Source organism: Halomonas sp. AOP43-A1-21 (assembly GCF_052376775.1).
GTDB lineage: Bacteria > Pseudomonadota > Gammaproteobacteria > Pseudomonadales > Halomonadaceae > Vreelandella > Vreelandella colorata.
This window is the reverse complement of record NZ_JBQSWC010000036.1, coordinates 33,776-58,244: the sequence shown is the minus strand read 5'-3', so window position 1 is coordinate 58,244 and position 24,469 is coordinate 33,776. Positions and strand designations below refer to the sequence as shown.

Here is a 24,469-nt window from a genome sequence, read left to right as displayed (position 1 = left end):
CTAGGGTTACCAGTAAACCTCCATTTAGTATTTAAACTGCACTCTTGACCAGGTTCGTGACCAGATATTATTATTACACTTTCTCCCGGGTTTATTTTTTCGTTTGCAGCAGAAAACCCCTTAAGAACATACGCTAAATTCTGTCTATCGATATAAGGATCAGCAATTTTATACTCAAGATCATCCGCTAATACTGATTCAACACTTGCGGCAATAGATTCAACCTGATCTTCACTTTTTGTTTCATTTGTTTCTGTTAGAATTTGAAACAAACTATTCCCTGATGTATAAAATGCTTTTTCCAACATAGCGTCAATACTGTTCGGCAATGCAGAAAGCTTGCTCAATATAGAGCTTTTCTCAATATCATTGAGTTGAAACTGAAAATCTAATTTTAGACCCACAGAATTTGTAAGTAACTGCCCAAAGTCTTTGTATGCATTAATATATAGGGCCATCGCTTCAAAAACTTCAGCAGGGTTACTCCTATTCTCAAGGTATTTTAATTTTATCTGCAATTCTGGCGGCACTTTATCTCCTTATTATTTTCGATGTCGTATAGCAGGCGAAAGTGACTATATGGCTTATCAAAAACTCAGTTACGTTTAGCCGCTGAAGCAATGAAGCCAACTTATCCAACTCTATCCCATTGATTTGCCGCTAGGCAAAGTAAATATTTGCTGCCCATCGAATATTCTTGTTCCCTCACGTCTGACTATTTTCACCATCAGGCTGACGCCACAAATCTCACCTCCCCACCAAACCACTGCTGCTTCAACCCCCGCTGCTTTTCTAGCAGAAGCGTCAGGTAATCGCGCAGTGGATGGGCAACTGGCAGCGCAGCAAGGTGTTTGCGTAGCCTGCGCTGATAAGGAAACTGTTCCGCAGGCACATGCAATGGCGTGGCATTTTGGGTGAGCCATTCGATGGTGGGCAGGAGTAAGTGGGTGGCGTTGCTGTCAAGCGCTAGTGTGACGCCTTTTATATCGAAATCACCAGCGTAGATATGTGTTCGGCGGGTTTTGTGCCAAGCCTCAGCGAGTAAGGCAAAGCCGCCGCCGTAGTGGCTATCGCCGCGGTAGACGACCAGCGGGTTGGCATAGCCGCTTAGTGCTGGTAGTTCCGGCGAGAACTCATAGAAGCTGTCCAGGTTTTCGACCTGAATCAGGGCGCTGAATGCGCTCAGCTTTAGCGTCTGTAAATCCACATCGCGAATAGCTCGTGGTTCGATGGCAAGCCCTGCTATTGGCTGTGGGGGAAAGCTTACGAGTACCCGCCGTGCGCGGGGGCTTTCTCGGGTGGCTTTATCTTCTTCTACGCCCTCTTTTGCCTGGGCGCTACTGGTCAGGCCGCTGAGTGAGCGGCCTAGCGGCGCTATGCGGGCGCTATCTAATACATCGTTTATCTGTGCGAGCAAGGCGGAGTCAAAGCGCAGCGTTTTACTGTTAATTCGCGTGGCCAGGTCAATATCGTGCTGGTGGCACCAGGCGACCACGTCGTTTACCCATTGACCGCGGGGCTTCTCCACCGTGGGCTGGCGGAGCAGTTCGCGGGCCACACCGTTTAGCCCATTGCGGGCGCGGCTGGGTAGGTTCATACGGCCAGCTGTAGTTCAACGTCGTGGATCAGACGCAGGTGATTGAAGGCACTCGCCTGGGTCTCCTGCTGTTTAAGGCGAAACGCGCGCTGGTCGTTGCGCGGCAGGCCCTGGTACTCGGCAATCACCTGGAACAGCCAGATTTCATCGGGCCATTCGAGCGGGCTTTCGTGTAGGTATTTAAGGGCGCTGACCGGCTCCGCCTGGGGCTGGTCAATCACGCTTAAATAGAAGTGTTCAACATCCTGCTTGAGTGCCTGTTGGCGAGCGGCGGCCAGGCTGCTCTCTTGCGCTTGGGCAGGTGCGGCGGCTTCCACCGTTTGCGTGGTGTGGCGCGGCTGAGGCAGTTGATGCAGCAGGTCGGCGAGTACCTGGCACTCCAGATTGCGGTCTAGCGCTGGGGCGGCCGCGGCGTTTAGCGGGGCGGCTTGGTTGACCAGCGCGGGTACCTCGCTGCGCCGGGCATAGTTGCCGGGCACAAAGCCTGGGTGCTCGCGCATAAACGCGGCCATGCCGCTGATCAGGCGGCTGCGCGCCTGCTGCTTGCGAAAGCGCGCCATTAGCTCAATCAAGCGACGCTGCACCTCGCGCAGGCCGGTGTAGTGGTGGCTTAACTGCTGTTGAAGCTGGCTGATCAATAGCTTGCGCAGGCTGCCGTCGCTACCTACCAGCTCTATCAACTCGTCAAAGTTAATCAGTGCCAGGCCATCCAGAAGCCTGGCGATCTGTTTCTGGGCGCGGTCGTTTTCGCGGATTTTATCGTTGAGCTGGCTGACAAAACCAAAGTCGCTATTCAGCCGCTGCCATAAGCTGTCGATGGCATCGGCAAAGCGCCCGTTCAAGTCGTCAACTTCTTGGCGCAGGCGCATTAGCTGCTGTTCCAGCCGCCAGTGCTCGCCCCGGCTGCGCGCCTCGCGGTAGCTGTGTACCAATGAGCGAATCAACTCCAGGGTTTCTGCCACATCAGCGTTTACATGGCGGCGGGTCTCGTCGGCGAGCATTTCGGCGATCAGTTCGCGCACCTTGGGCGAAAGCTTCACACCGCTCTGCTCGTCCGGGCGCCACAGAATGCGCGCTGCCAGCAGCTTGCGTAGCGCGCTATCGCTGAGTGATTCCAGCGGCACTTCATCACGGGTGTAGGCCTGCATCAGCGCTTCAGAATGCTTACCCAATAGCGCCAAGCGCTCAGCGCCTGTTTTGAGCAGACGACTCTCCAGCTCGTTCACAAGAGGGCCTCCTGTGTGCCCTCTTCTCCTTCGGCATCAATCGGCAGGTTCTCTTCATCGCGGATAAAGCGCACCAGGTCCACCAGGTAGTCGATCTTGCCGGTGACCACGAATACCTGACGCTCTGAATGCGGCTGAAGCAGGTAGCCGTGCTCTTTCAGGCGCTTGAAGACCTGCTTTACCTGGGCATCTAGCTGGTCACTTTGCGAGCCAAAAAAGCTGTCGGTGGCCAGGCGTTCCAGGCGCTCGCGCAGGCTTTGGTTGTCTTCACACTTGGCGCTGAATTCGGCCGGTTTGAGCACATCGCCGGGGGCCGCCAGGGTATCGCGGCCCAGCGCTTCTTGAACCAGCTGCAGCCATTCCAGCAGCGGCAGCAGGCTGTTGAGCGTCTCACCCAGTTGGCGCGAGAGCTGATCCCGAGCGCTGTCATTGAGCTGTCGCCAGGCCAGAAAATACACGCTGCCCTCTTCGTTGCTTGCCAGCCGCCGGTTAAGTGGGCGCAGGTAGGTGTCGATCTCCTCGCGGGTTTCTGCGTTGCTCAAGTGGCGATAGCCGGTCTCATCGCTCACCGGGCAGACAAACTCCCCGGCCAGCAATCGCTCAAGCAGTGGGCCATGTTCGATCATACCGTCACCTCCTGCTGACGTTCCTGGAGCCGCTCGGCCAGGCGGCTTAGGCGCGGTTCAATACGTTTTAACACCCGCTTATTGGCGTTAGCGCTATCGCGGTCAATCAGGTAGCGATTGGCAAACAGCAGCAACACGTCGGACTCGGGGTTAGGGAACGCGCCGACGATGTGAATGCGGTTGCTGTCACAGGCGTCGAACAGTTTTTCGACGTTGTGATAGGCCAGCGTGCCAATCTCATCGATGGGCCAATGGATAGCGATTTCTGCATCGCCGCGCAGCAGGCGGGTAAACGCCAGCAGGAACTTGCACAGAATCAGATAGGCCATGCCGTGGCTGGAGGACTCCAGCAGCTGGCGGTCGTTCTTGATCACCAGGTCCGTGCCGCCTTCGTTTAAGTGCAGCTCCAAACGCAGCAGGCTTTCAAAGCTGTACTGCTGGTCGCTGCGCAGCAAGTCGACCACGTCCGCCAGGGTGTTCAGGTAGTCGTCGCTGGGCAGTGTCTGGCCGGATTCGCGCCACTCTTTATAGCGCTGAGCGAACAGCTTCAGCGGCTCCCAGAAGCCCAGCTCATCGATGGTGGACTGAATACGCACTTCGGCTTTGGTGATGCCTTCCAGGCGCAGGTCGTCGGCGACTTCTTCCGAAAGCCGACGGCTCTGGGCGCTGATGCGGCGGTTCAAATCGCGGAATACGGTAAAGAACTTATCCAGGTCGTCGCTCAGGTTGCGGCCTTCCTGAATCAACTGCTGCTGTTGGTCTTCGAGCAGTTTGAGCATGTCGCGCAGTAGCGGCAGCTGTAGGCGCGGGTTGTCGCTTTGCAGCTTGCTGCGCTCGCTCTCTAGCGCTTCGGCAAAGCCGCTGCTGGCGTCCTTGATCAGTTGGCTTTCAACCTCCAGGCAGCCACGGCGCAGCTGTTCGATCAACTGGTGGCGATTGCCCAGCGCCTGGCGGGCGCGCTCAATGCGCTCGTCTACATCGCCAAGCGGTGCCGCCGGGGCCTGGCCGTCGGGCTCAATGGCGAGGCCTTCCAACTGTGTCAGCAGAGGCTTTAAGGCTTCCAGGCTGGCGTGTTCACTCTCGCGCTGCGTTTTAAGCGTACTTACTGTGCTTTGGTGGGTTTTGCGCGCGGCCTGAAAGTCGTTTTTCAAGCGCTCTTTATCGCGCTGAAGCTGCTGTTCAGTTTGCTCCAGCTCGGCCTCTTGGGTGACCAGCTGCGGCTTATGCTGCCCCCACTCCACGCGCATAAAGCGGGTGTATTCGGTAAGTTCATCCTGACGGGCGGCGGTAACGCGGATGCGCTCCTCCTGGCTTGCCAGCCGCGCCTTGGTATCTTTTAGCTTGGCGGGGTCAACGCCCTGTTCGGCCAGTTCCTGGCTGAAGGCCTCTTCCAGCTCCGCCCGTTGGCGCTGGTGTTCTGCGTTGGCGTCGCTTAACTGCTGCTTATACTGGCGCAGCTGAGCATCCAGGCTGTCCAGCTGGCTTTGGCCATCGGCTTTTAGCTCTAACAACTGGCTTTGATGGGTTTCACCCAGCGCGTTAAGGGCTTGCTGTTTTTCTTCACGCAGCTCGGTTTGTGTTTGTTCCAAGCGAGCTAACGCGGTTTGATGGGTGGCGCGACGCTTCTGTTGATGCTTGGCGTGGCGCTCTTGCTGCTGGCGGCGCGCCTCAAGGGCAAACTCAACTTCCTGCTCGGCACGCTTATGGGCCATACGGCCTTGGTCTTGAGCTTCATCGGCTTTTTGGACGCGCTCGTTGTGTTGTTTAAGCGCTTTCTCGGCCGCTTGGCACTCTGCCTGCACGCGCCGTTTGGCGCTATCCGCTTCTTCAATGGCGGCGAGCAGCGTGGCTTCGTCCTGGGCGTAGTCGGGCAAGGCAATGGCCGAGAGATCCAGCGCCAGCCCAAACAGGTCGTCGCTGCCGCCGTCGGCTAGTTGAGGTGCTAAATCGCGCCGCTCCAACAGCTCCGGGGCAATGACTTTGCCTAACTGCTGCTCCCAACCGGGGCGGTGATAGCGCAGAAAATGGCGCAGGCTGCCTTGCTCGGGGTCACGCTGCTGGTAGAGCGCGTAGCTGCGCTGTTCGGCGCGCTCAAGCTGTTGGCGAAGCTGAACCAGTTGCTGCTCGGCGTCGTCCCGGGCGCGGCGGTTGCTTTCAAACTCGCGGCGCAGGCCATCTAGCGTCGCGGCCGATGCGTTACGCTCCTGCTGGGCTTGATCCAGACGCGCCTGGGCAAGCTCAGCATCAGCAGTTTCTTCGGCGGTTTGTGTTGAAAGTGAGAGCTGGGCTTTTAGCTCGGCCAACTGCTCAACGCCCAATTCAAGCTGCGCCTGATACTCGCCTTCCAGGCGCTGACGCTCCTGCTGGTAGCGTTCATTAAGCCGCTGCTCGGCTTCCCACTGCTGTTCACGGCGCAGGGCTTTCTCTTCCACCAGGGCGTCGATCAGTTCCTGGGCTTCGCCGGTCTGGCGGGCCAGCGCCTCGGAAAGTTCGCGCAGGCGCCCATCAAGCCGCGCCTGGCTCTCTTTTACCGCATCCTGCATGACGTTCAGGTGGGCACGCAGCTGATCGCGCTGCTCACGCCATTGGGGCAGCGCATTGATATCGCGCTCCAGGGCGGGCATGTCCGCCTCGAAATAGTGCTCGTACTGGGTTTGCAGATCATTGAGGCGGCGCTGGGTCTGCTGTAAATCGCTGACCACTTCGCTGTGGCGATCGTTGAGTTCGTCCCGCGCCTGGGCGTAATCGCTTTCCCGCTGCTGAAAATCGCGCTGATGGCGGGCAAGCTCGGCGTCCACATCGGCCATGTGCCGCTCGGCCTGCTGGCGGTCATCTTCAAGCTGGGGCTTAAGCTGCCAGAGGGTGGCATCCAAATGGGCAAGCTCTCGATCAATCCCGGCAAGCCGGGCGAGCGACGCCTGCAATGGTTCCAGGCGCATGGATTGGCGCATCTGGGCAATCCATTCACGCGCCTTGGTGTTACGAATCCGCGTGACCGGCAGCTCAACGCCATCCTCTTCGAAAATCGCTGCCAGCATGGTTTTGAGGGTATCCATCTTGCCCTCTTTGGCATGCACCGCCGAGACCAGCTTTTCAATATGGCGAATGCGCCGCTCGGGTTTGACCAGACTGAACTGCGCGGCGATCTGGCGCAGCTTGAGGCCATCGCGGCTATTGCCGTGCAGCTGGGTAAAGTCGTTCTGGATAACCGAGCGGAATTCAGACGTAGCACCGAGCTTGGGCGATACCGGCGTGCCGCTTCGGCGCAGGCCACTGGCCCACTGGGTGTAGTCGAGTGCGGCCACGCCCGCCTCGCTCTCCACCAGATAATCTTCCGGCCGATAGGGCCCACCCACAAAGCGATACTCCACCCCGCCTTCGGCTTTGCGGGTCAGCACCGCTTGGCAGATGTTGCCAGCCTCGCGGCGGTATTCATACACCAAGTAGCTATTGCGATGCGGCAGGTAAAACGCATCAAACTTCATGCGCGTTTTGGGCACCACCTTATTGGGTAGTTCGCCGTAAAACACCGGCACCAGGCGCTGAAGCGTGGTTTTACCCGAAGCATTGGTGCCGCAAATATTGGTGTGGCCGTCCACACTGAGTTCAACCACGCCTTCCAGGTGGCCGTGAATCATCACGATGCGTAGCAGGTGGGCCATGCCGTGTCCTTGATCGATAGAAATTCGAAAGCGACTATCTTGCCAGACACCTGAATGGCTTGTCCTACTCTTCTCACACGTTTAGCGGCGAGCGTTGCTGTGTGCCCAGCAATCCCTCAAAGAAACTTACCGCATTAGCCTCTAATCCTTCTAGGTAGTAGCCGCCCTCCTGTACTACCAGCGTGGGTAGATTCAACCCCGCCATCCGGCGGCCAAGCTCTGCAAACCCTGGAGTGGAGACGGCTACTTTGGCCTGTGGATCGCGCTCGTAAATATCAAACCCCAGCGCCAATACGATCGCGTCAGGCTCAAACAGCCGAATGGCTTGGCAGGCTTCGTCCAAGCGCTCAAAAAATACCGACTCCTTTGATCCATGGGGCATCGGCAAATTGAGGTTATAGCCCAACCCGGCACCCTCGCCGCGTTCGCTCTCAAAGCCGGTGACTGCCGGGTAGAAGTTGGTGGTATCGCCGTGGATCGAGATATACATCACATCGTCACGCGCATAGAAAATCTCCTGAATGCCCTGGCCGTGGTGCATGTCTGGGTCGAGCACGACGATACGCGCAAAGCGCGAGGTAAGATGCTGGGCCGTAATGGCCGCATTGTTGAGGAAGCAGAAGCCACCCGCCGAGTCGATGCCTGCATGATGGCCGGGCGGGCGCGATAGCGCATAGGCAAACCGCTCGCCCGTTAATAACGCCTCGGCACCGGCGACCGCGCTTTGGGCGGACCAGTAGGCGGATTGCCAGGTATCGCGGCCTATTGGCGCGCTGCCGTCTGCCAAGTAGCGCGCGGCCTCCGCCAAAATACCGCGTAGGGCGTTAGGCGAGCGGACGAAGATGTTAGAGATCACCTCTTCGCCCCAGTCTTCTCCCAGAGCGCGCCATCGGGAATAGGCGCTCTCCAGGAAGCGAAGATAAGCCAGCGAGTGCACGGCTCTCAGCGGCGCCACGCCATAATCCACCGGTGGCTGCACATCAAACCCCAGCCGTTTGGCCGCCGCTAGCAGGTGCATAGTGCGCTCAGGCACCTCCTGGGGCGTACGCATTTTCCCCCGCGAGAAGTAGGTCTGCGGATGATGAAGTGCTTGTTCGACGTGGTAAAACGTCTTCATCGTTGACTCTCCTAGCGCCCTGGCTCTCCTGGCTCCCCGACGCCGCGCACCACGAACTTTCGTGCTACACCGATATGGTAATCAATTGCCTCCCGGCAGGCCGCGGGGCTGCCGCTTGCCAGCGCTTCAAGCAGTTTGAAATGGCTGGTGGCAATAGTGTCCGGCGCGTCATGGGTTTTGGTAATCAAGGCGATACACAGGCGCAGCTCGTGGGTTAACCCATCAAATGCCTTTAGCAAACGCTCATTGCCTGCGTAGTGCAGCATTAAGCGATGAAACTGCAGATCTTCCTCGATTCGGCGCGTCTCATCATTGCCAAGAGCGGCTTCACACAATACCTCTACCTGCTGCTCCAGGGCGCGCTGGGCTTCAACGCTATAGCGCTCGGCGAGGTGTTCAATAGCGTGACGTTCAAGGCACAGGCGTAGATCGAAGACATCTTCAAATTCAACGGCGTTCAACGCCCTGACAAAGAAGCCACGGCGTGGTTTGGAGATCAAAAGCCCTCGGCTTTCAAGCAGCCTGGCTGCTTCACGCACCGGGGCGCGGCTCACCCCTAAATCTTTGGAAAGCTGTACTTCCGAAAGGCGTTCACCAGGTAAAAAGTGTTGCTGAATAATCGCTTGGGTCAAATAGTCAGCAACTTGCTCGACCAGGTTCTGATGTTGAATAAAGGCCTTGGGAGCCACGTGTGATAAGGCCATCGACATTACTCATGAAAATTATTGCGTATTTCAGTATGACGCAAAAAAGCATTCTGTCGATGGACGACTGCCGACTGTCGACAGTTTTATAAACCGGTGCTATGGTCAAAAAAGCCACCAATAACCAACACAATCGGGCTTTAGCTCTTAGCTTAAGCAATACGACGCCTCGCTCGCCTAACGATAACGTAAATTTAATTACGTCCTAATAACCGAGGAGCAGGAACAATGAAACACCCTTTGGCTTTGGCAATTTCCGCTGCAGCACTCGCGTTTACGACCACCGCACTAGCCGACGACCCTAAACAGGGCGGCATCGTTAATACCATCGTTCAGCCAGAGCCGCCTGGTTTGGTATTGGGCATGATTCAAAATGCCCCCACCCGGGTCGTGGCCGGTAATATTTATGAAGGCCTGCTGCGCTACACCACCGACTTGGAACCAATCCCCCAATTGGCCGAATCCTGGGATGTCAGCGACGATGGCCGCACTTATACGTTCCACCTGCGCGACAATGTTACCTGGCATGACGGTGAGCCGTTCACCGCTGACGACGTCGTCTTCTCTGCCGATGTTTTCCACCGCGAACTAAACCCCAGTGCGCGGGCTGTTTTGCAGCACGTGGAAAGCATTGAAGCTACCGATGAGCATACGGTGGTGTTTACCCTGGCCGAGCCTTTTGGCCCGTTCCTGCTCTCTTTTGAAGCGGGCACCTTCACCATGGTGCCGGAACACCTTTACGCAGGCACCGACTTCCGCAACAACGAACATAACGACCACCCTATCGGCACAGGCCCGTTTAAGTTTGCCAACTGGGAGCGCGGTACGGTGATTGAGCTGGTTAAAAACGACGACTATTACGAGGAAGGCCTGCCCTACCTTGATGGCGTCAACTGGCACATCATTCCTGACGGCGGTTCACGTGCGGTGGCGTTTGAAAACGGTACGATTGATGTGCTGCCCAGCGGCACAGTTGAAAACTTCGATATTCCGCGCTTATCCGAAATGGATAACGTTTGTGTCACCGAAGAGGGCCATGAGTACTTCAGCCCCTACTCCATGCTCTGGATGAACAACCGCGAAGGCCCCACGGCCGATAAACGCTTCCGCCAGGCGGTGATGTACGCCATGGACCGGGAGTTTGCCCGGAATGTTTTGTGGAATGGTTTAGGCAAGGTGCCTCTGTCGTCGTTCGGCTCTAATGCTCGTTTCCAGGATGACTCGCTGGAACCTTACGACTATAACCCCGAGCGCGCCCGTGAGCTGCTGGAGGAAATGGGTTACGACGGCGAAGAAGTCACTATCCTGCCGCTGCCTTACGGCGAAACCTGGACCCGCTGGGCCGAAGCCGTGCAACAAAACCTGCGTGAAGTAGGCATTAATGTCAGCACGCAAGCCACTGACGTTGGCGGTTGGAACCAGCGCCTGGGGGACTGGGATTACGATCTCGCCTTTACCTACCTGTACCAGTACGGCGATCCGGCACTCGGCATTTCGCGCACCTACCTTTCCGACAATATCGCCAAAGGTTCACCCTGGAATAACGTGGAAGGGTATGAAAATGAGCGCGTTGATGAGCTATTCAACGAAGCCGCTACCGCCTACCCAGACGAAGAACGCGAAGCGCTCTATAAAGAAGTGCAAGAGATCCTGCATGAGGATGTGCCCGTTGGCTGGCTGATGGAACTGGGCTTTCCGACCCTCTACCGCTGTGATGTGAAAGATCTCGTCAACTCTAGCGTAGGGCTGAACGAAGGCTTCAGGGATGCCTGGCTAGACCGCTAAGCCAAGCCCGCCCAGGTAGCGCAAGCTGCCTGGGCGCTCGATTGCTGTCAGGGAAATGCTCATGCTTTATGCCCGCTTAATTATCATGCGGCTTTTCAAAGCCGTGATAGTGCTGTTCTTGATCGTTATTCTTAATTTTCTGCTCATTCAGCTGGCCCCTGGCGACCCCGCTGCCATTCTGGCCGGTGAAGCGGGCGCCGCCGATCAGGAGTTCCTCAACCAGCTGCGCGAGCGCTTCGGGCTCGACCAGCCCATGTACGTTCAGCTGTGGCGCTATGTCTCGGGTATCGCGATGCTCGATTTCGGCTACTCGTATCGGCTTGGCGTGCCGGTTTTTGATCTGATCATGGCGCGGCTACCTGCCACTTTACTGCTCACCGGCACGGCTTTTCTGATCTCGCTGGTATTGGGCATTATCGCGGGCTCGATGGCCGCGGCGCGGGTTAAAAAACCCTCTGGCTCGATCATTATGGCGCTGGCGCTGGTGTTCTACGCCACACCGCTGTTCTGGGTCGCGTTGATGTCGGTGCTGGTGTTTTCCGTCTATCTAGACTGGCTACCGGCCTACGGCTTTTATACGGTGGGCGCTGGCTACACCGGTTTTGCCTTGATTCTGGATGTCGCTAAACATCTGATACTCCCCGCCACGACCCTTGCGCTGTTCTTTATGGCGATCTATACCCGCATGACTCGTACGTCCATGCTGGACGCCGCTCAGCAGGACTACGTTAAAACCGCCCGGGCGAAGGGCTTGAAAACGGGGATTATCCAGCGTCGCCACGTGCTGCGTAATGCGCTGCTGCCCATTATCACTCTGGCAGGCTTGCAGGCGGGGCAAATGGTGGGCGGTGCGATTCTGACGGAAACCGTGTTTGCCTGGCCAGGCATCGGCCGGCTGATGTTCGAGGCGCTTCAACAGCGTGACTACAACCTGCTATTAGGCATTTTCTTCTTCTCGGCCGCCCTGGTCATCGTCTTCAATATTATTACCGACCTGGTGTACCGCTTGGCTGATCCGCGTATCAAGGGGGCCTCATGAGCTTTTTCGCACGCTTTGCGCAGAACCGTGGCGCCCTGGTGGGGCTGATTATCCTGCTGATGATTATCGCTATGGCGATTCTTGCCCCGCTGCTGTTTCCTGAATCGCCCTGGCGCATGGTGCAACGCCCTTTCCTGCCGCCCTTATCTCAGGATGGTTTCCCGCTAGGCACTGATACCATGGGCCGCAACGTGGCCGCAGGCCTGATGCATGGCGCCTGGGTATCGCTGCTGATTGGCCTGGTATCCACCAGCGTGGCGCTGTTGATTGGCGTACCGCTAGGCGCCATTGCAGGCTATTACGGCGGGTTGATTGATGACATTCTAATGCGCTTCACCGAGTTCTTTCAGACCATTCCCAACTTTGCCCTGGCCATTGTGCTGGTCGCCATTATGCAGCCCAGCGTTACCTCTATAGTGCTTGCCATCGCTCTGGTGAGCTGGCCCCCCGTGGCTCGTCTGGTGCGCGCTGAATTTATGTCGCTGCGCCATCGCGAATATGTAGAAGCGGCCCGCCTGGTAGGGCAAACCAACAGCACCATCATATTGCGCCAAATCCTGCCCAATACGCTTTCCCCGATTATTGTGCTGGCATCGCTGATGGTGGCCACCGCCATTTTGCTGGAATCCTCTCTATCGTTTCTTGGGTTGGGCGATCCTAACGTCATGTCCTGGGGTTATATGATTGGGGCGGCGCGCACCGTGATTCGTCAAGCATGGTGGCTAAGCTTCTTCCCCGGCGTGGCCATTCTGCTGACCGTACTGGCGCTTAACCTAGTGGGCGAAGGCTTGGACGATGCCTTAAACCCCAAACTTTCCCGCGAGCGCTAGGAGCTTTTTATGTCTGATACAGCGACACAGACCGTACTAAGTATCCGTCAGCTTAGCGTGGCACTCCCCAAGGGCGCCGACCGGGCTCTCGCGGTTGAAGACGTCAGTTACGACGTTAAGCGCGGCGAAATCATGTGCGTAGTGGGTGAGTCTGGCTCGGGCAAATCCATGGCTGCCAATACGGTCATGGGGCTGCTGCCCAAGGGCGTTCGGCCCGTTCAGGGCGAGGCTATATTCGAGGGGCAGAATCTAATCACCTTGACCGAAAAGCAGCATCGGGCGCTGCGCGGGCTCAAGATCGGCATGATTTTTCAGGAGCCGATGACCGCGCTCAACCCGCTGATGCGCGTTGGGGCGCAAATTGCCGAGGTGTTCGAGGCCCACGGCAAGCTCACGCCTAAACAGCGCCAAGCCCGTGCTCTGGAGCTTTTAATTGAAGTGGGGATTCCCCAGCCCGAGAAAGCCATCCGCGCCTACCCTTTTGAGCTTTCCGGCGGGCAGCGTCAGCGGGTGGTTATTGCCATGGCGCTGGCGCTAGAGCCAGTGCTGTTGATTGCCGATGAGCCAACCACAGCGCTAGATGTCACCACACAGGCGCAGATTCTTGAGCTGATTCGCGATCTGCAACGCCGCCGGGGCATGGCGGTAATGTTTATCACCCACGATTTTGGCGTAGTGGCCGAGATAGCCAACCGTGTTTGCGTGATGCGCCACGGTCAGATTGTCGAAATCGGTGAAGCCAGCGAGGTGCTGGGTAATCCTCAGAACGAGTATACCCAAGCGCTGATTGCCGCAATTCCCAGCAATGCCGTACCGCCCCACCGAGAGGCGAACACCACTGCTCCGCTGCTCGACATCAAACGGCTTAATAAGGTCTTCCGCTCCCGCGGGGGGTGGTTTAAAGCGTCTCGTGAAGTGCGCGCGCTGGATGACGTTTCACTCACCCTGGCCCGGGGTGAAACGGTGGGCATTGTAGGCGAATCCGGCTCGGGTAAATCAACGCTTGGGCGCTGCGTGGTGCGATTGGAACACCCGGATGACGGCGAGCTACTGCTGGATGGTGTTAACCTATCGCAGCTTAAAGGCGATGCCCTGCGCCGTGAACGTCATCGGGTGCAGATGATTTTCCAGGACCCTTACGCCTCGCTTAACCCGCGTACTCGGGTGGGCATGGCGATTGCCCAGGGGCCGATCGCCAACGGTACGCCTAAAGCACAGGCCCTTAAGCAGGCAGGTGAGCTATTAGATATGGTCGGCCTGGGCGCCAGCGCCGTTGAACGCTACCCTCACGAGTTTTCCGGTGGTCAGCGCCAGCGGATAGGCATTGCACGCGCCTTGGCACTCAACCCCGAACTGATCGTTGCCGATGAGGCCGTCTCGGCGCTGGACGTATCGATCCAGGCACAAGTGCTGGAACTGCTTGAAGAACTCAAACAGAGACTGTCGCTATCGCTTTTGTTTATCACCCACGATTTACGTGTCGCCGCGCAGATTTGTGATCGTATCGTAGTGATGCAGCATGGCCGTATTGTTGAGCAGGGAAGCGCCGAGCAGATATTTTTACACCCTCGCGAGGCCTATACTCGCTCGCTGCTGGAGGCGATTCCCGGCCGAGGCGCACCGGTTGCCGCGACCGCGTAGCAGAAAGACCCATTAATTTTTAAGGATGATCAGTGCTAATAAGCCTAGAAACACTGCGCAACATAGTGGGCGCTGCCCATGTGATCACCGGCGATGATGTGACCAATCGCCAGGAAGACTGGATGACCGGTGCGCTTTGCCACGCAGGCGCCATTGTACGCCCCGCCGATACCGACCAGTTGGCGGCCGTCATGCGCGCCTGCTTTGAACTCAAGCAGCCCGTTGTTACTCACGGCGGGCTCACCGGTTTGGTACACGGCGCTGAAACCACCCCTGATGAGCTGGTGATCTCGCTTGAACGCATGACCGCCATTGAGGAGATAGACCGAGTTGGCGGCACGCTGACGGTACAGGCTGGCGCCCCGCTGCAACGGGTACAGGAAGCGGCAAGCGAGGCAGGACTGCAGTTCCCGCTGGACCTTGGCGCACGGGGCAGCTGTACCATCGGCGGCAATATTGCCACCAACGCTGGCGGTGTTCGGGTTATTCGCTACGGCATGATGCGCCAACAGGTGTTGGGTCTTGAAGCCGTAATGGCTGATGGCCGCGTGGTCAGCTCCATGAATCGCATGCTGAAAAACAACGCTGGATTTGATCTTAAGCAGCTGTTTATCGGCAGCGAAGGTACTCTGGGCATTGTGACCCGCGCCGTGTTGCGTTTGCAGCCGCCCATGCCGATTGAGCAAACGGCACTGGTCGCCTGCCCGTCGTTTGATGCCCTTACCGAACTGCTCGGCCATATGGGTAAAACACTGGGCGGCAGCCTCGGTGCCTTTGAAGTCATGTGGCAGAACCACTATCGCCTGCTCACCGAGACAACAGGACGCCACACTCCCCCGATTTCTACTGACCACCCTTTTTACGTGATCATCGAAGGATTAGGCAGTGACGAAGCCCGCCTTGAAGCACAGTTTAGTGAAGCGTTGGAGCAGGCGCTGGAACGTGAACTGATCGTCGATGCCGTGATCGCCCAGTCAGCCACACAGCGCGCTGGCCTTTGGGCTATCCGTGAGGATATTGAAGGATTGGTCAAAGGATTAGCGCCGGTACTGACCTTTGATGTCAGCCTGCCGATTATCGATATGCAGCGCTACACCGATACGCTGGAAGCACAGTTGTTGCAGCGCTGGCCTGACGGCCGCCTGGTCGTGTTTGGCCATTTGGGCGATGGTAATCTGCATATCTCTATCAGCGTCGGTAGCCATGACCCTGACGTGCGCCGCGCCGTCGAAGCGCTGGTGTATGAACCGCTTCAGGCTTTGGGCGGGTCCGTTTCAGCGGAACACGGTATTGGGATTGAAAAACGCGCCTGGCTTAGCACCTGCCGGACCAGCGCTGAAATTGACCTGATGCAGACGCTCAAACAGGCGCTTGACCCCCACTGCCTGCTGAATCGCGGTAAAGTACTTACATAAAGCACTTAAATAAAGTTCTTAGATAAAGTTCTTAAATAAAGCACTTAAATAAAGTTCTTAGATAAAGTTCTTAAATAAAGCACCTCAAGAAAAGTCTTGGCGTAATCATTAGTACTGTTTTTAGAAACTGTTTTTAGGATATCAACATGCCTCGCTACCCCGAGCACCTTACCGGTGAAGGCCCGGTTAACCCCTTTCCGGGTATTAAAGTACTCGAACGTCGCCTTGGCCGAGAGATCCCGCATCAGTTGGGGTCCAACGAAGGCCTGGATATGCCCCACCGGGCGCTGCGCGAGCATTTTGGTGATGCCCTGGCTAAACACGTTTACGGCTACGGCGATGCCGAAGCCCTGGGCGTACGCCAACGGCTGAGCGCGCAGCAGGGCATTCTCCTTGATCATATGCTGGTGGATGCCGGGGCTGACAGCCTGATTGCACTGGCCGTGCGCACGACCTGTGAACCCGGCGCCACGGTCGTGTGTACGGCGGGCACTTACCCCACCTTTGGCTATTTTGCCAAGGGGCAAGGCTGTCGGCTGGTTGAACCTAGCTACCATGAGGCGCCGGGCGTGTTGGCGCCTGACCTGGAAGCATTGGCCACAGCGGCGCATCAGGAAAACGCGCGCCTGGTGTATCTTGCTAATCCGGATAACCCCAGCGGCCATCTGCATAGCGATAGCGCAATTCTCAAACTGCGCGAGGCGCTGCCGGACACCTGCTGGCTACTGTTGGATGAAGCGTATGGGGATTTTCGTGATGATGCGGGGAGCGAGTTTGCGGCCCAAGCACTGCCCGGCGTAATTCGCCTGCGCACGCTCTCAAAAGCCCACGGCTTAGCGGGGCTGCGCATTGGCTATGCGATCGCCGAACCTGCCGTACTTACCATGATGATGAAGGTACGTATTCACTATGCAGTGTCGACACTGACCCTGGCCGCCGCCGAAGTAGTGCTCGACCACCCTGAAGAAGTGAATCAGCACGTCGCTGATGTAAAAGCGCGCCGCGAGCAGTTGGCCGAGCACTTTCGCGCTTTAGGCGCCGATGTGCTGCCGAGTGCCACCAACTTTATCGGCATCCGCCTACCCAGCGCTGACATCGCCGCGACGGTACATCAGCAACTGCTGGCAGAAGGCATTCTGGTTGCACGCCTGGCACACCCAGAACTTGCCAACGTAATACGCATTACCGCCGTGGCGGATGCTCTGACACCTGGGCGGCTGAAGATTCTTGAACAGGCCATTAAACAGCAGGCCTGACCCGCTTAGACCTGCCTAACACCCCGGCTTAAGCCGGGGTCAACCAATGCCTGAACTCCTCCAGCTCACCGCGCACTGCCTGGCGATATAGACGCTGCAGCTGGGCCGTCACGCTGTCTTGGCTAATCGGTTCACTGGCGGGCGGCGCGCCTGCGCGACTACCTATCCGGCGCCCATCAAGCTCTCTAAGTGGGAGTATTTCCGCAGCGGTGCCGGTTAAAAAAGCCTCATCGGCGGTATACAGCTCATCGCGGGTAATTCTGCGTTCACGCACTTCAATACCCAGCATCTGTTGCGCTAGCTGAATCACGCTATCCCGGGTAATTCCCTGCAGGCACGACGTCACCTCGGGCGTGTGCAGTACGCCGTCGCGCAGCAGGAAGACGTTAGCCGCCGAGGCTTCGGCTACATAGCCCTCGGGGTCAAGCATGATGGTTTCATCAAAACCGGCTTTCACGGCGGTATTGAGCGCCAGCATTGAGTTGACGTAGTGGCCGCTGGTCTTGGCGCGGCACAGGCTGATATTGACATGATGGCGTGCCCAGGAAGACGTTAGCGCACGCAGCCCGTGGGTAGCGGCATGGGGCGAAATATATGGGCCTAAATCCCAGGCGGCCACCATCACATGGGTGGTCAGTCCCTGGGCGCGAAGCCCCAGGCCTTCTGCGCCTAAAAACACGGTGGGTTTCAAGTAGGCATTGCTCAAGCCGTTTTTACTCAGGCACTCGCGCTGGGCGGTGATTATTTCCGCTTCGCTAAACGGCAGTGGGACATCCAGCGCATGGGCGCTTTCCGCCAGGCGGCGCGTGTGTTCTGCCACCCGAAAAAGATGCGTACCGGTAGCGCCAGCGTAGGCGCGCACACCTTCAAAACAGCCCATGCCGTAATGTAGGGTATGGGTAAACAAATGCACCTTGGCGTCGCGCCATTCGCTCCATTCACCGTCCTGCCAAATCCAGCCGTCGCGATCATAAAGCGGTGTCATGCATGTTCTCCCATTGTTGGCGCCAGCCATCGATCAGAACCTGCTGGTGCGGCTGCAAGGCCTGATAGCCCCAGGCAGCGATTTCATCATTCTGCGGGTCGGGTACGCCAAGCGCGCTGCCCGCCAGAGTTTGGATAACGGCATGGCCGCATAGCGGAACGTAGCCTTCTGAATAGCCGCCCTCGTGCACAAACACGAGCTTGCCTGCGCAGCAGCGCTCAGCCAGCGCTTTAAGCTGAGCCGTCATGCGTGCGAAAGCGGCGCTGTTGAGCAGCATTTTGCCCAGCGGGTCCTTGGCGCAGGCGTCATAGCCACAGGCCACTACGATCAAATCCGGCGCGAAGGCTTCAAGCGCTGGCAGAATAAGCCTTTCCATCGCGTATTCATAAGCCCCCAGGCCACAGCCGGGAGGCAGTGGCAGGTTGAGGTTGGTACCCACACCGGCCTCTTCGCCCTGCTCCGCAAAGTGCCCGGTTTCCAGCGGATAATTCGCCGCCTGATGCACCGAGACAGTCAACACGTCCGGCTCGGCGTAAAACGCTGCCTGCTGGCCATTGCCGTGATGAACATCCCAGTCAAGAATTGCCACCCGCTTCGCCTGGCCCAGAGCACGCGCGCGCATGACTGCGACAGGAATATTGCCTAACAGACAAAACCCCCGCCCCTGATCTGCTTCCGCGTGATGCCCCGGCGGGCGGCACAGGGCATAGGCATTGTTGACCTGCCCCAGCGCCACGGCTTCTACCGCCGCGATAGCCAGCCCCGCCGAGTGTCGGGCGGCCGCCCAACTGCCCGGCATAAACGGGGCACAGTCGCCGCCGTTACCGCCCTGCGCCTGGTCGCCTGTCTGTAGCGCCTCTAAATAACGCGGGGTGTGAAAACGCAGCAGGTCATCCAGGCTGGCCGCCACCGGTTTGACCACATGGAGTTCGTCGATCAAACCGCTGACTTCCAGAATGTTTTTAAGCCGCCGCTTGCTTTCGGGGCTTTCCGATGCGGCCTGGGGCTGCAAGAACTCGCCGGGGGCAGAAAACACCCCAATCGCGCCCTGGTCATGCCAAAAGCAGCGCTCATGCCAGTAAAAGCCAGTCGTGCTCATGACGCAAAGCCCTGCATAAAGGCAGCCAGGTTGGCGCTGAGATGCTCGGTCGGATAGCCACCTTCCTGAATAATCACCGTGGGCAGCGCCAGCGCCGCCAAACGCTTGCCGACCTCAATAAACGCGTCGGTCTCCACCTTCAGCCCGGCTAGCGGGTCATCCTTATGGGCATCCAGACCTAGCGCGACGACCACGGCTTCGGGCTCATAGCGCTGCAGGTGATCAATCAAGACGGCGAGTGCATCTAGATACACCTCGCCATCGCTGCCCACCGGCAGGGGCAGGTTAACGTTGGCATCGACACCCTCATCGCTGCCCTCTTCATCGGCACCGCCCCAGAAAAATGGATAGAAGTCGCTGGGGTCGGCGTGTAGCGAGCCGGTCCACACATCGCTTCTTGAGTAAAAAATATCCTGGGTACCGTTACCATGGTGGAGATCCACATCAATGATGGCCACTTTGGCATAGCGTTCGCGCAGTACGGTGGCGGCAAGCCCTGCATTGTTTAGTAGACAAAACCCACCGGCACGTTCAGGCCCTGCATGATGGCCCGGCGGGCGACACAGCGCATAGGCGCTGGGCGCGCCATTCAGGACTTCTTCTGCCGCGGCTTCAGCGGTAGCTGCCGAGGCCAGCGCCCCACGAAAGCTGGTCGCGCTGAGCGGGCAGGCCATATCGTGCAAATGCCACCCGGCTTGGCCGATCGGGTGACGTGGGTAGTGATGGCCGCCGCCGCAAGGATGAATATTGGGGGCGACAAACGCTGCGGCATTGGGGAGTTCCTGCCAGCGTGTGTAGATAGTGTCAAGAAACTGCAGATAGCACGGCGTATGGATCTGCTCCAAACGCTTGCGCAGCGTGGGCGAATCGGCCTCTAAAGGTTCGCTCAGCGTAAGTCCCACGCTTGCCAGGCCCTGGGTAAGCAGCTCGGCGCGCACCGGGCCTTCCGGTGAAGGCGCAGGCTGACCGCGCAGCAGAAAGGTCGGCGGCGCGTGGTAGGCCTGATCGGGGTGGTAAAAGCATTTCATAATGAGTTCGCAATCCTTGGCAGCCCGTTAGAGTAAAGAAGGAATCCAGGTGGATAGCGCTGGAAAAGCGGCAAGCAGCACGATCACCACAATAAACGATACGTAAAACGGCAGTGACGCCACAATAGCCCGCTCATAGGGCACTTCGGCTATGCGCGCAGCAGTCATCAGGGTCATGCCGACCGGCGGCGTCACGTTGGAGATATTGAGTACCACAATCATTAGAATGGCGAAGTGCAGTGGGTCAAAACCTAACTGCAGCATGGCAGGTACCAACACCGGAGCAATCACTACCAGCGCGGGCAGCACATCCATTACCGTACCAATTATTAAGAGTAGCAGGCAGACCAGCATCAGCTGCACAAAGGCGACATCGCTAAAGGTAGTAATCATGCTGGCAGCGTCTCGGGCAATCCCCGAGCGGGTGACGAACCAGCCCAGCACGGCGGAGGTCGCGAGTAGAAAAAACACCACGCCGGAGAAGCGCACCGTGGTCACCAGGGCGTCCCATATCTTGCGCCAGGTAAGATTGCGGTAAAACACCACGCCAATCACGATGGCATACACCGCCGCAAAGCCAGAGGCTTCGGTAATTGTGGTGAGTCCCGAAAGAATGCCGCCCAGAATAATCAGCGGCACCACCATCGCCGGTAGCGCGACCAGCAGCGCCATTATCGCGGCCTTAAAGGGGGTGGGCGCCTGTTTAGGGTAGCCGCGTTTCCAGGCCAGGAAAAAGCTCACCCCCAGTAGCGCCAACGCCATCAATAGGCCGGGGATAATACCGCCCGCAAACAGGTCGATCACCGATATATCGCGCAGCAGCGTGGCGTAAACCACCATGACCACACTAGGTGGAATGATCGGCCCAATAATCGATGAGCAGGCGGTAACCGCGGCGGCATACTCAGCGTCGTAGCCCTGTTTCTTCATCTCGGGGATCATGATTTTGCCGATGGCGACGGTATCGGTCACGGCCGCGCCCGTCAGGCCTGCAAAAAACACCGAAACCGAAATATTGACATGGGAAAGCGACCCACGCACCCGACCAAACAGCGCATTGTTAAACGCGATCAGCTTATGGGTTAGCCCGCCCTGGTTCATCAGCTCAGCGGTAAAGATAAAGTACGGCACGGCAATCAGCAGAAAGCCGGAAACGCCGGAGAACATACGGTCAGCAATAATCCCCAGCATGCGCTCGCCACCCAGCGCAAAGCCACCCGCCAGACCCGACATCGCCATGACCACCGCCACCGGCGCCCCAATAAACAACAGCAGTACGAAGACTAAAATTGCAGGGGTCATGAGCGGCTCTCCCCGTCATTGGTTTCAATGAGCTCATCAATCATGTCGCGCTCATCTATAAAGTGCTCCAACAAGGCAAAGCCGTGCACCAGGTGCAAGAGCATAATCACGCCGCTGATAGGCACCACGACGGCGGTGAACTTACTGGGAATGCGAATCTGATCGGAGACCATGTACACCTGGGTCGCGTTGGTGAAGTAACCCCAGCCATACCAGACCAACATCAGCGCAAACAGGCCGATAACGGCCAGACAAAACCCCGCCGCCGTCTGCACCATGATTTTGGGCAAACTACGTACCAGCAGCGTCATTGCCACGTGTTCGCCATAGCGCAGTGAGATGGTCATGGAGAGAAAACCTATCCACGGCAAAAACAGCCGCGCCAGCGAATATGTCCAGCTCAGCGTGCTGCCGGTGAATAGCTTGTAAACAAACGCGGTAAAAGAGATGCCCAGCATGGCGAGAATACAGCCAATGCACAGCACGATCGCCACCTGATTGACGCTATCACTTAGGCGGCGCAACGGGTGTAAAACGCCCATGATGATTCCTCACGCTGGGGCATACCCGCTCCCCAGCGTTTATCCGTCGCTAACCGTTATTGGCCATAAATGCGCATGTCGTCATTCGCCAACTGCTGGCCGACCTGCTCGACTTCATCGAGCAGCCCCTGCACGCGGGCGCTATCCATGCCGAAATCATCAACGATCCATGCCTGCCAAGCCGGGCGGGCAATCTCGGCCATGCGTTCGCGTTCGGCATCGGGCATCAGGTAGCAGGCTTCAAAGCGCTCACAGGATTCAACCCAGCTAGCCGTTGCCAAGGCACCCGACATTCCATGGCTTAGCTGAATCGCTTCGCGGGCAGAGCTGATCAGCGCCTGTTGATGGCTTTCCGGAAGCGTCTGGTACCAGGACTCACTCACCATCCAGGGCGCGCTGTTATACACATGCCCGGTGAGCGTGGTGTAGTCCGTTACGGCATCGAAGTTGAAGGTGGTATTGAGCACAGGCGCGTTGAACTGGCCGTCAGCAAGGCCGGTTTCCAGCGCAGTAATTAGCTCGCCCCAAGGCAACGGCGTTGCGGACGCGCCTAGTGAACGCATGATGGCTACGTGAGCGGGGTTCTCTTCGGTGCGAATATTCAGCCCTTCCAGATCCTCAAGTGTTTCGATCAAATGGACGTTGTTGGTAAACGCAACGAAACCGCCGCCGTCATCAAAGGTTCCCAGATAGCGCATGTTGGCCGCATCGACGGTGCCGGACATGAAGTCGGCAAACCACTCGCTGTCAAAGAAGGTCCATGCCTGGCGCCAGCTGGTAAACAGGAATGGGGCGGTGACCGCTTGATAGTCACCATAAAAAGAGGACATGGCCCCGGCTGACATGATGGTCGATTGAAGCGTGCGGCCAGCCTGCACTTCAGAGCCGTTTTCCACCTCAGAACCCAGCTGCCCACCGCCGAAAATGGTGACTTCCAAATCTCCGTCGGTACGCGCTTCCACGAGGTTTTTGAAGTGCACCAGCGCCGGGTAGATTTCGTTGTTACTCATATCCTCCGGGATCTGGGTGGCAATCACCATTTCATACGATTGGGCCTGAGCGTTGGCACTGGCAATCGCCAACGGAAGTGCTGCCAGAGCAGCAAAGAGAAAAGATTGCTTATCGTTCATAACACACCTCGTTTTGATTATTGGTTGGTCTTCGTTATGAGTGACGTCTTAAGTTATTTTGTAGTGATGGCATGATTGTATTTATTCTCGCCATCTCTGCTTGCCTGCCTGCTTACGTTGTCTTTTTAGCCTGTCTGGCCAGACAGCGATCCCATACCTCAATAGCGGCGGCCAGGTCTTCAAGCGATGCGCCGACCGATTTAAACAGCGTGATGGAGTCATCAGCGGTTCGGCCAGGCTTAGCGCCAGAGAGCACCTCGGCTAACTCAGCCTGAATATCTTCAAAGCGGAAGGCCCCTTCATCAATAGCCTGAAGAATATCGCCCGCTTCGCCCTGGGCACCGGCGTAGGTATCCACAAACACCGCCGCACGGCGCAGGCATTCGGCATCGGTTTCGCGCATTTGCGGCCGGAAGGCGCCAATCAAATCCAGATGCGTGCCGGGGGTTAGCCATGCGCCTTTAATCAGCGGCTGGGTTGAAAGCGTCACGCAGCTGACGATATCGGCTTGCGCTACGGCTACGGCCAAGTCGTCGACCACTTCGGTGGTAAAGCGCGTGGCGTACGCCTGGGCGATCGCTTCTGCCTTGCTGGCGTTACGCCCCCAGATTATTACCCGCTTAATGGGCCTGACGCTGGCGTGGGCTTCGATCACCATGGGCGCCAGCTTGCCCGTGCCTACGACCAGCAGCGTTTCGGCAGACTCTTTGGCTAACGCCTGAGCCGCTAATGCGGAAGCAGCCGCCGTACGCCGCCGCGTGAGCTCACTGCCATCGATACAGGCAAGCGGCTGGCCGTGTTTGCCTTCACTTAGAAGATAAAGCCCTGAAATCGCCGGTACACCATGGTCTGCGTTTTGCGGAAACACATTGACCATTTTGACGCCAATATAGCCAGCGGCTTCCCAGGCGGGCATCAGCAGCATGGTGGCTTCGCCATCGGGCCGGTGCATGGCGTGGTGATGGCGCGGCGGTGACTCAACGCCATTCACAAACGTTGCATGCAGCCGGCTGATCAGCCCTTCCCAAGAGAGGTGGCAAGCCACCTCTTCAGCAGAAACAACCCGCATATCAAGCCTCCGGCAGTGCGGCGACCACCATGATTTCGACTTTCCATTCAGGCTTGGCAAGCTTTGCTTCAAGCGCGGCACGCACGGGTGGGCGTCCTGGCACGACCCAGGCATCCCAGGCAGCGTTCATCTGGTCAAATTCCGCCATGCTGGTGACCCAGACTTGCGCTGAAATAAGGTGCTGCTTGGAAGTACCCGCCTGCTCCAGCAGCTGATCGATACGCGTTAGCACCTGTTCGGTCTGGCCACGCATATCGGCGCTGGCATCGCCCGGCACCTGGCCCGCGAGATACACGGTACCGTTATGAATAGCCACTTGGCTCATACGCGCATTGCTGTCTTGATAGGTAACGCTCATAGAGTTTCTCCAGAAAATAATAGGGTCCATTTGAGACTACGATGTTGCCAGGCAACTC

General features: G+C 57.6%; 21 protein-coding genes. 6 read left to right on the top strand and 15 right to left on the bottom strand.

Annotated features, from left to right (window positions below; all coding sequences use genetic code 11):
- From ACT3R7_RS17485 to ACT3R7_RS17455, 7 genes are all read right to left on the bottom strand, one after another.
- A partial coding sequence (locus ACT3R7_RS17485) for a hypothetical protein (RefSeq protein WP_496199310.1) occupies nucleotides 1-530 on the bottom strand: 530 nt, incomplete at its 3' end.
- A gap of 197 nt (nucleotides 531-727) precedes the next feature.
- Nucleotides 728-1,597 carry a DUF7281 domain-containing protein gene (locus ACT3R7_RS17480; protein ID WP_193090898.1) on the bottom strand — a complete coding sequence of 290 codons (870 nt, stop codon included), beginning with the start codon at nucleotides 1,595-1,597 and terminating at the stop codon, nucleotides 728-730.
- The gene (locus ACT3R7_RS17475; protein ID WP_193090897.1) at nucleotides 1,594-2,823 is read right to left on the bottom strand and encodes a hypothetical protein; all 1,230 of its coding nucleotides are present in this window, start codon (nucleotides 2,821-2,823) and stop codon (nucleotides 1,594-1,596) included. Before ACT3R7_RS17475 ends, ACT3R7_RS17480 begins: the two co-directional genes overlap by 4 nt.
- Nucleotides 2,820-3,449 carry a hypothetical protein gene (locus ACT3R7_RS17470; protein ID WP_193090896.1) on the bottom strand — a complete coding sequence of 210 codons (630 nt, stop codon included), beginning with the start codon at nucleotides 3,447-3,449 and terminating at the stop codon, nucleotides 2,820-2,822. Before ACT3R7_RS17470 ends, ACT3R7_RS17475 begins: the two co-directional genes overlap by 4 nt.
- Nucleotides 3,446-7,111, bottom strand: a complete 3,666-nt coding sequence (locus tag ACT3R7_RS17465) for an ATP-binding protein (RefSeq protein WP_193090895.1) — start codon at nucleotides 7,109-7,111, stop codon at nucleotides 3,446-3,448. The genes ACT3R7_RS17470 and ACT3R7_RS17465 overlap by 4 nt, the downstream gene beginning before the upstream one ends.
- Nucleotides 7,112-7,184: 73 nt before the next feature.
- Nucleotides 7,185-8,228, bottom strand: a complete 1,044-nt coding sequence (locus ACT3R7_RS17460; RefSeq protein WP_193090894.1) for a histone deacetylase family protein — start codon at nucleotides 8,226-8,228, stop codon at nucleotides 7,185-7,187.
- An 11-nt stretch (nucleotides 8,229-8,239) separates the two neighbouring features.
- A complete protein-coding gene (locus ACT3R7_RS17455) occupies nucleotides 8,240-8,932 on the bottom strand; it encodes a GntR family transcriptional regulator (protein WP_496199309.1) in 693 nt (230 codons plus the stop codon).
- Between the two features lie 228 nt (nucleotides 8,933-9,160).
- On the opposite strand from ACT3R7_RS17455, the gene ACT3R7_RS17450 reads away from it, so the two are divergent.
- The 6 genes from ACT3R7_RS17450 to ACT3R7_RS17425 all read left to right on the top strand — a co-directional run bounded on the left by ACT3R7_RS17450 (nucleotide 9,161) and on the right by ACT3R7_RS17425 (nucleotide 16,898).
- Nucleotides 9,161-10,717 carry an ABC transporter substrate-binding protein gene (locus tag ACT3R7_RS17450; protein WP_193090892.1) on the top strand — a complete coding sequence of 519 codons (1,557 nt, stop codon included), beginning with the start codon at nucleotides 9,161-9,163 and terminating at the stop codon, nucleotides 10,715-10,717.
- Nucleotides 10,718-10,778: 61 nt separating this feature from the next.
- Nucleotides 10,779-11,756, top strand: coding sequence for an ABC transporter permease (locus ACT3R7_RS17445; protein WP_193090891.1), 978 nt, complete (start codon nucleotides 10,779-10,781; stop codon nucleotides 11,754-11,756).
- On the top strand, nucleotides 11,753-12,586 hold the full coding sequence (locus tag ACT3R7_RS17440; protein ID WP_193090890.1) for an ABC transporter permease: 834 nt from the start codon (nucleotides 11,753-11,755) through the stop codon (nucleotides 12,584-12,586). Before ACT3R7_RS17445 ends, ACT3R7_RS17440 begins: the two co-directional genes overlap by 4 nt.
- A 9-nt stretch (nucleotides 12,587-12,595) precedes the next feature.
- Nucleotides 12,596-14,227 carry an ABC transporter ATP-binding protein gene (locus ACT3R7_RS17435; RefSeq protein ID WP_193090889.1) on the top strand — a complete coding sequence of 544 codons (1,632 nt, stop codon included), beginning with the start codon at nucleotides 12,596-12,598 and terminating at the stop codon, nucleotides 14,225-14,227.
- Between the two features lie 32 nt (nucleotides 14,228-14,259).
- Nucleotides 14,260-15,642 carry an FAD-binding oxidoreductase gene (locus ACT3R7_RS17430; RefSeq protein WP_193090888.1) on the top strand — a complete coding sequence of 461 codons (1,383 nt, stop codon included), beginning with the start codon at nucleotides 14,260-14,262 and terminating at the stop codon, nucleotides 15,640-15,642.
- Between the two features lie 146 nt (nucleotides 15,643-15,788).
- On the top strand, nucleotides 15,789-16,898 hold the full coding sequence (locus ACT3R7_RS17425; RefSeq protein WP_193090887.1) for a pyridoxal phosphate-dependent aminotransferase: 1,110 nt from the start codon (nucleotides 15,789-15,791) through the stop codon (nucleotides 16,896-16,898).
- A gap of 28 nt (nucleotides 16,899-16,926) precedes the next feature.
- Here the strand turns inward: ACT3R7_RS17425 and ACT3R7_RS17420 are convergent, their stop codons facing one another.
- The 8 genes from ACT3R7_RS17420 to ACT3R7_RS17385 all read right to left on the bottom strand — a co-directional run bounded on the left by ACT3R7_RS17420 (nucleotide 16,927) and on the right by ACT3R7_RS17385 (nucleotide 24,411).
- Complete coding sequence (locus ACT3R7_RS17420) at nucleotides 16,927-17,883, bottom strand: branched-chain amino acid transaminase (RefSeq protein ID WP_193090886.1); 957 nt, start codon at nucleotides 17,881-17,883, stop codon at nucleotides 16,927-16,929.
- Complete coding sequence (locus tag ACT3R7_RS17415; protein ID WP_193090885.1) at nucleotides 17,867-18,982, bottom strand: class II histone deacetylase; 1,116 nt, start codon at nucleotides 18,980-18,982, stop codon at nucleotides 17,867-17,869. Before ACT3R7_RS17415 ends, ACT3R7_RS17420 begins: the two co-directional genes overlap by 17 nt.
- Nucleotides 18,979-20,010 carry a histone deacetylase family protein gene (locus tag ACT3R7_RS17410; protein WP_193090884.1) on the bottom strand — a complete coding sequence of 344 codons (1,032 nt, stop codon included), beginning with the start codon at nucleotides 20,008-20,010 and terminating at the stop codon, nucleotides 18,979-18,981. Before ACT3R7_RS17410 ends, ACT3R7_RS17415 begins: the two co-directional genes overlap by 4 nt.
- A gap of 27 nt (nucleotides 20,011-20,037) precedes the next feature.
- Complete coding sequence (locus tag ACT3R7_RS17405) at nucleotides 20,038-21,312, bottom strand: TRAP transporter large permease (protein WP_018918112.1); 1,275 nt, start codon at nucleotides 21,310-21,312, stop codon at nucleotides 20,038-20,040.
- A complete protein-coding gene (locus tag ACT3R7_RS17400; protein WP_193090883.1) occupies nucleotides 21,309-21,854 on the bottom strand; it encodes a TRAP transporter small permease in 546 nt (181 codons plus the stop codon). Before ACT3R7_RS17400 ends, ACT3R7_RS17405 begins: the two co-directional genes overlap by 4 nt.
- A gap of 56 nt (nucleotides 21,855-21,910) precedes the next feature.
- Nucleotides 21,911-22,984, bottom strand: coding sequence for a TRAP transporter substrate-binding protein DctP (gene dctP / locus ACT3R7_RS17395; RefSeq protein ID WP_193090882.1), 1,074 nt, complete (start codon nucleotides 22,982-22,984; stop codon nucleotides 21,911-21,913).
- Nucleotides 22,985-23,096: 112 nt separating this feature from the next.
- Entirely contained in the window at nucleotides 23,097-24,053 is a 957-nt protein-coding gene (locus tag ACT3R7_RS17390; protein WP_193090881.1) for a bifunctional Delta(1)-pyrroline-2-carboxylate/Delta(1)-piperideine-2-carboxylate reductase, read from the bottom strand.
- Nucleotide 24,054: 1 nt separating this feature from the next.
- On the bottom strand, nucleotides 24,055-24,411 hold the full coding sequence (locus tag ACT3R7_RS17385; protein ID WP_018918116.1) for a RidA family protein: 357 nt from the start codon (nucleotides 24,409-24,411) through the stop codon (nucleotides 24,055-24,057).
- Nucleotides 24,412-24,469 lie beyond the last annotated feature (58 nt).

Excerpts from the sequence above, each read along its gene's own strand:
- ACT3R7_RS17420 (WP_193090886.1), bottom strand. The coding sequence starts at position 17,883 with ATGACACCGCTTTATGATCGCGACGGCTGGATTTGGCAGGACGGTGAA.
- ACT3R7_RS17400 (WP_193090883.1), bottom strand. The coding sequence starts at position 21,854 with ATGGGCGTTTTACACCCGTTGCGCCGCCTAAGTGATAGCGTCAATCAG.
- ACT3R7_RS17415 (WP_193090885.1), bottom strand. The coding sequence starts at position 18,982 with ATGAGCACGACTGGCTTTTACTGGCATGAGCGCTGCTTTTGGCATGAC.
- ACT3R7_RS17450 (WP_193090892.1), top strand. The coding sequence starts at position 9,161 with ATGAAACACCCTTTGGCTTTGGCAATTTCCGCTGCAGCACTCGCGTTT.
- ACT3R7_RS17425 (WP_193090887.1), top strand. The coding sequence starts at position 15,789 with ATGCCTCGCTACCCCGAGCACCTTACCGGTGAAGGCCCGGTTAACCCC.
- ACT3R7_RS17470 (WP_193090896.1), bottom strand. The coding sequence starts at position 3,449 with ATGATCGAACATGGCCCACTGCTTGAGCGATTGCTGGCCGGGGAGTTT.
- ACT3R7_RS17455 (WP_496199309.1), bottom strand. The coding sequence starts at position 8,932 with ATGGCCTTATCACACGTGGCTCCCAAGGCCTTTATTCAACATCAGAAC.
- ACT3R7_RS17465 (WP_193090895.1), bottom strand. The coding sequence starts at position 7,111 with ATGGCCCACCTGCTACGCATCGTGATGATTCACGGCCACCTGGAAGGC.
- ACT3R7_RS17390 (WP_193090881.1), bottom strand. The coding sequence starts at position 24,053 with ATGCGGGTTGTTTCTGCTGAAGAGGTGGCTTGCCACCTCTCTTGGGAA.
- dctP (WP_193090882.1), bottom strand. The coding sequence starts at position 22,984 with ATGAACGATAAGCAATCTTTTCTCTTTGCTGCTCTGGCAGCACTTCCG.
- ACT3R7_RS17405 (WP_018918112.1), bottom strand. The coding sequence starts at position 21,312 with ATGACCCCTGCAATTTTAGTCTTCGTACTGCTGTTGTTTATTGGGGCG.
- ACT3R7_RS17435 (WP_193090889.1), top strand. The coding sequence starts at position 12,596 with ATGTCTGATACAGCGACACAGACCGTACTAAGTATCCGTCAGCTTAGC.
- ACT3R7_RS17480 (WP_193090898.1), bottom strand. The coding sequence starts at position 1,597 with ATGAACCTACCCAGCCGCGCCCGCAATGGGCTAAACGGTGTGGCCCGC.
- ACT3R7_RS17410 (WP_193090884.1), bottom strand. The coding sequence starts at position 20,010 with ATGAAATGCTTTTACCACCCCGATCAGGCCTACCACGCGCCGCCGACC.
- ACT3R7_RS17440 (WP_193090890.1), top strand. The coding sequence starts at position 11,753 with ATGAGCTTTTTCGCACGCTTTGCGCAGAACCGTGGCGCCCTGGTGGGG.
- ACT3R7_RS17460 (WP_193090894.1), bottom strand. The coding sequence starts at position 8,228 with ATGAAGACGTTTTACCACGTCGAACAAGCACTTCATCATCCGCAGACC.
- ACT3R7_RS17445 (WP_193090891.1), top strand. The coding sequence starts at position 10,779 with ATGCTTTATGCCCGCTTAATTATCATGCGGCTTTTCAAAGCCGTGATA.
- ACT3R7_RS17385 (WP_018918116.1), bottom strand. The coding sequence starts at position 24,411 with ATGAGCGTTACCTATCAAGACAGCAATGCGCGTATGAGCCAAGTGGCT.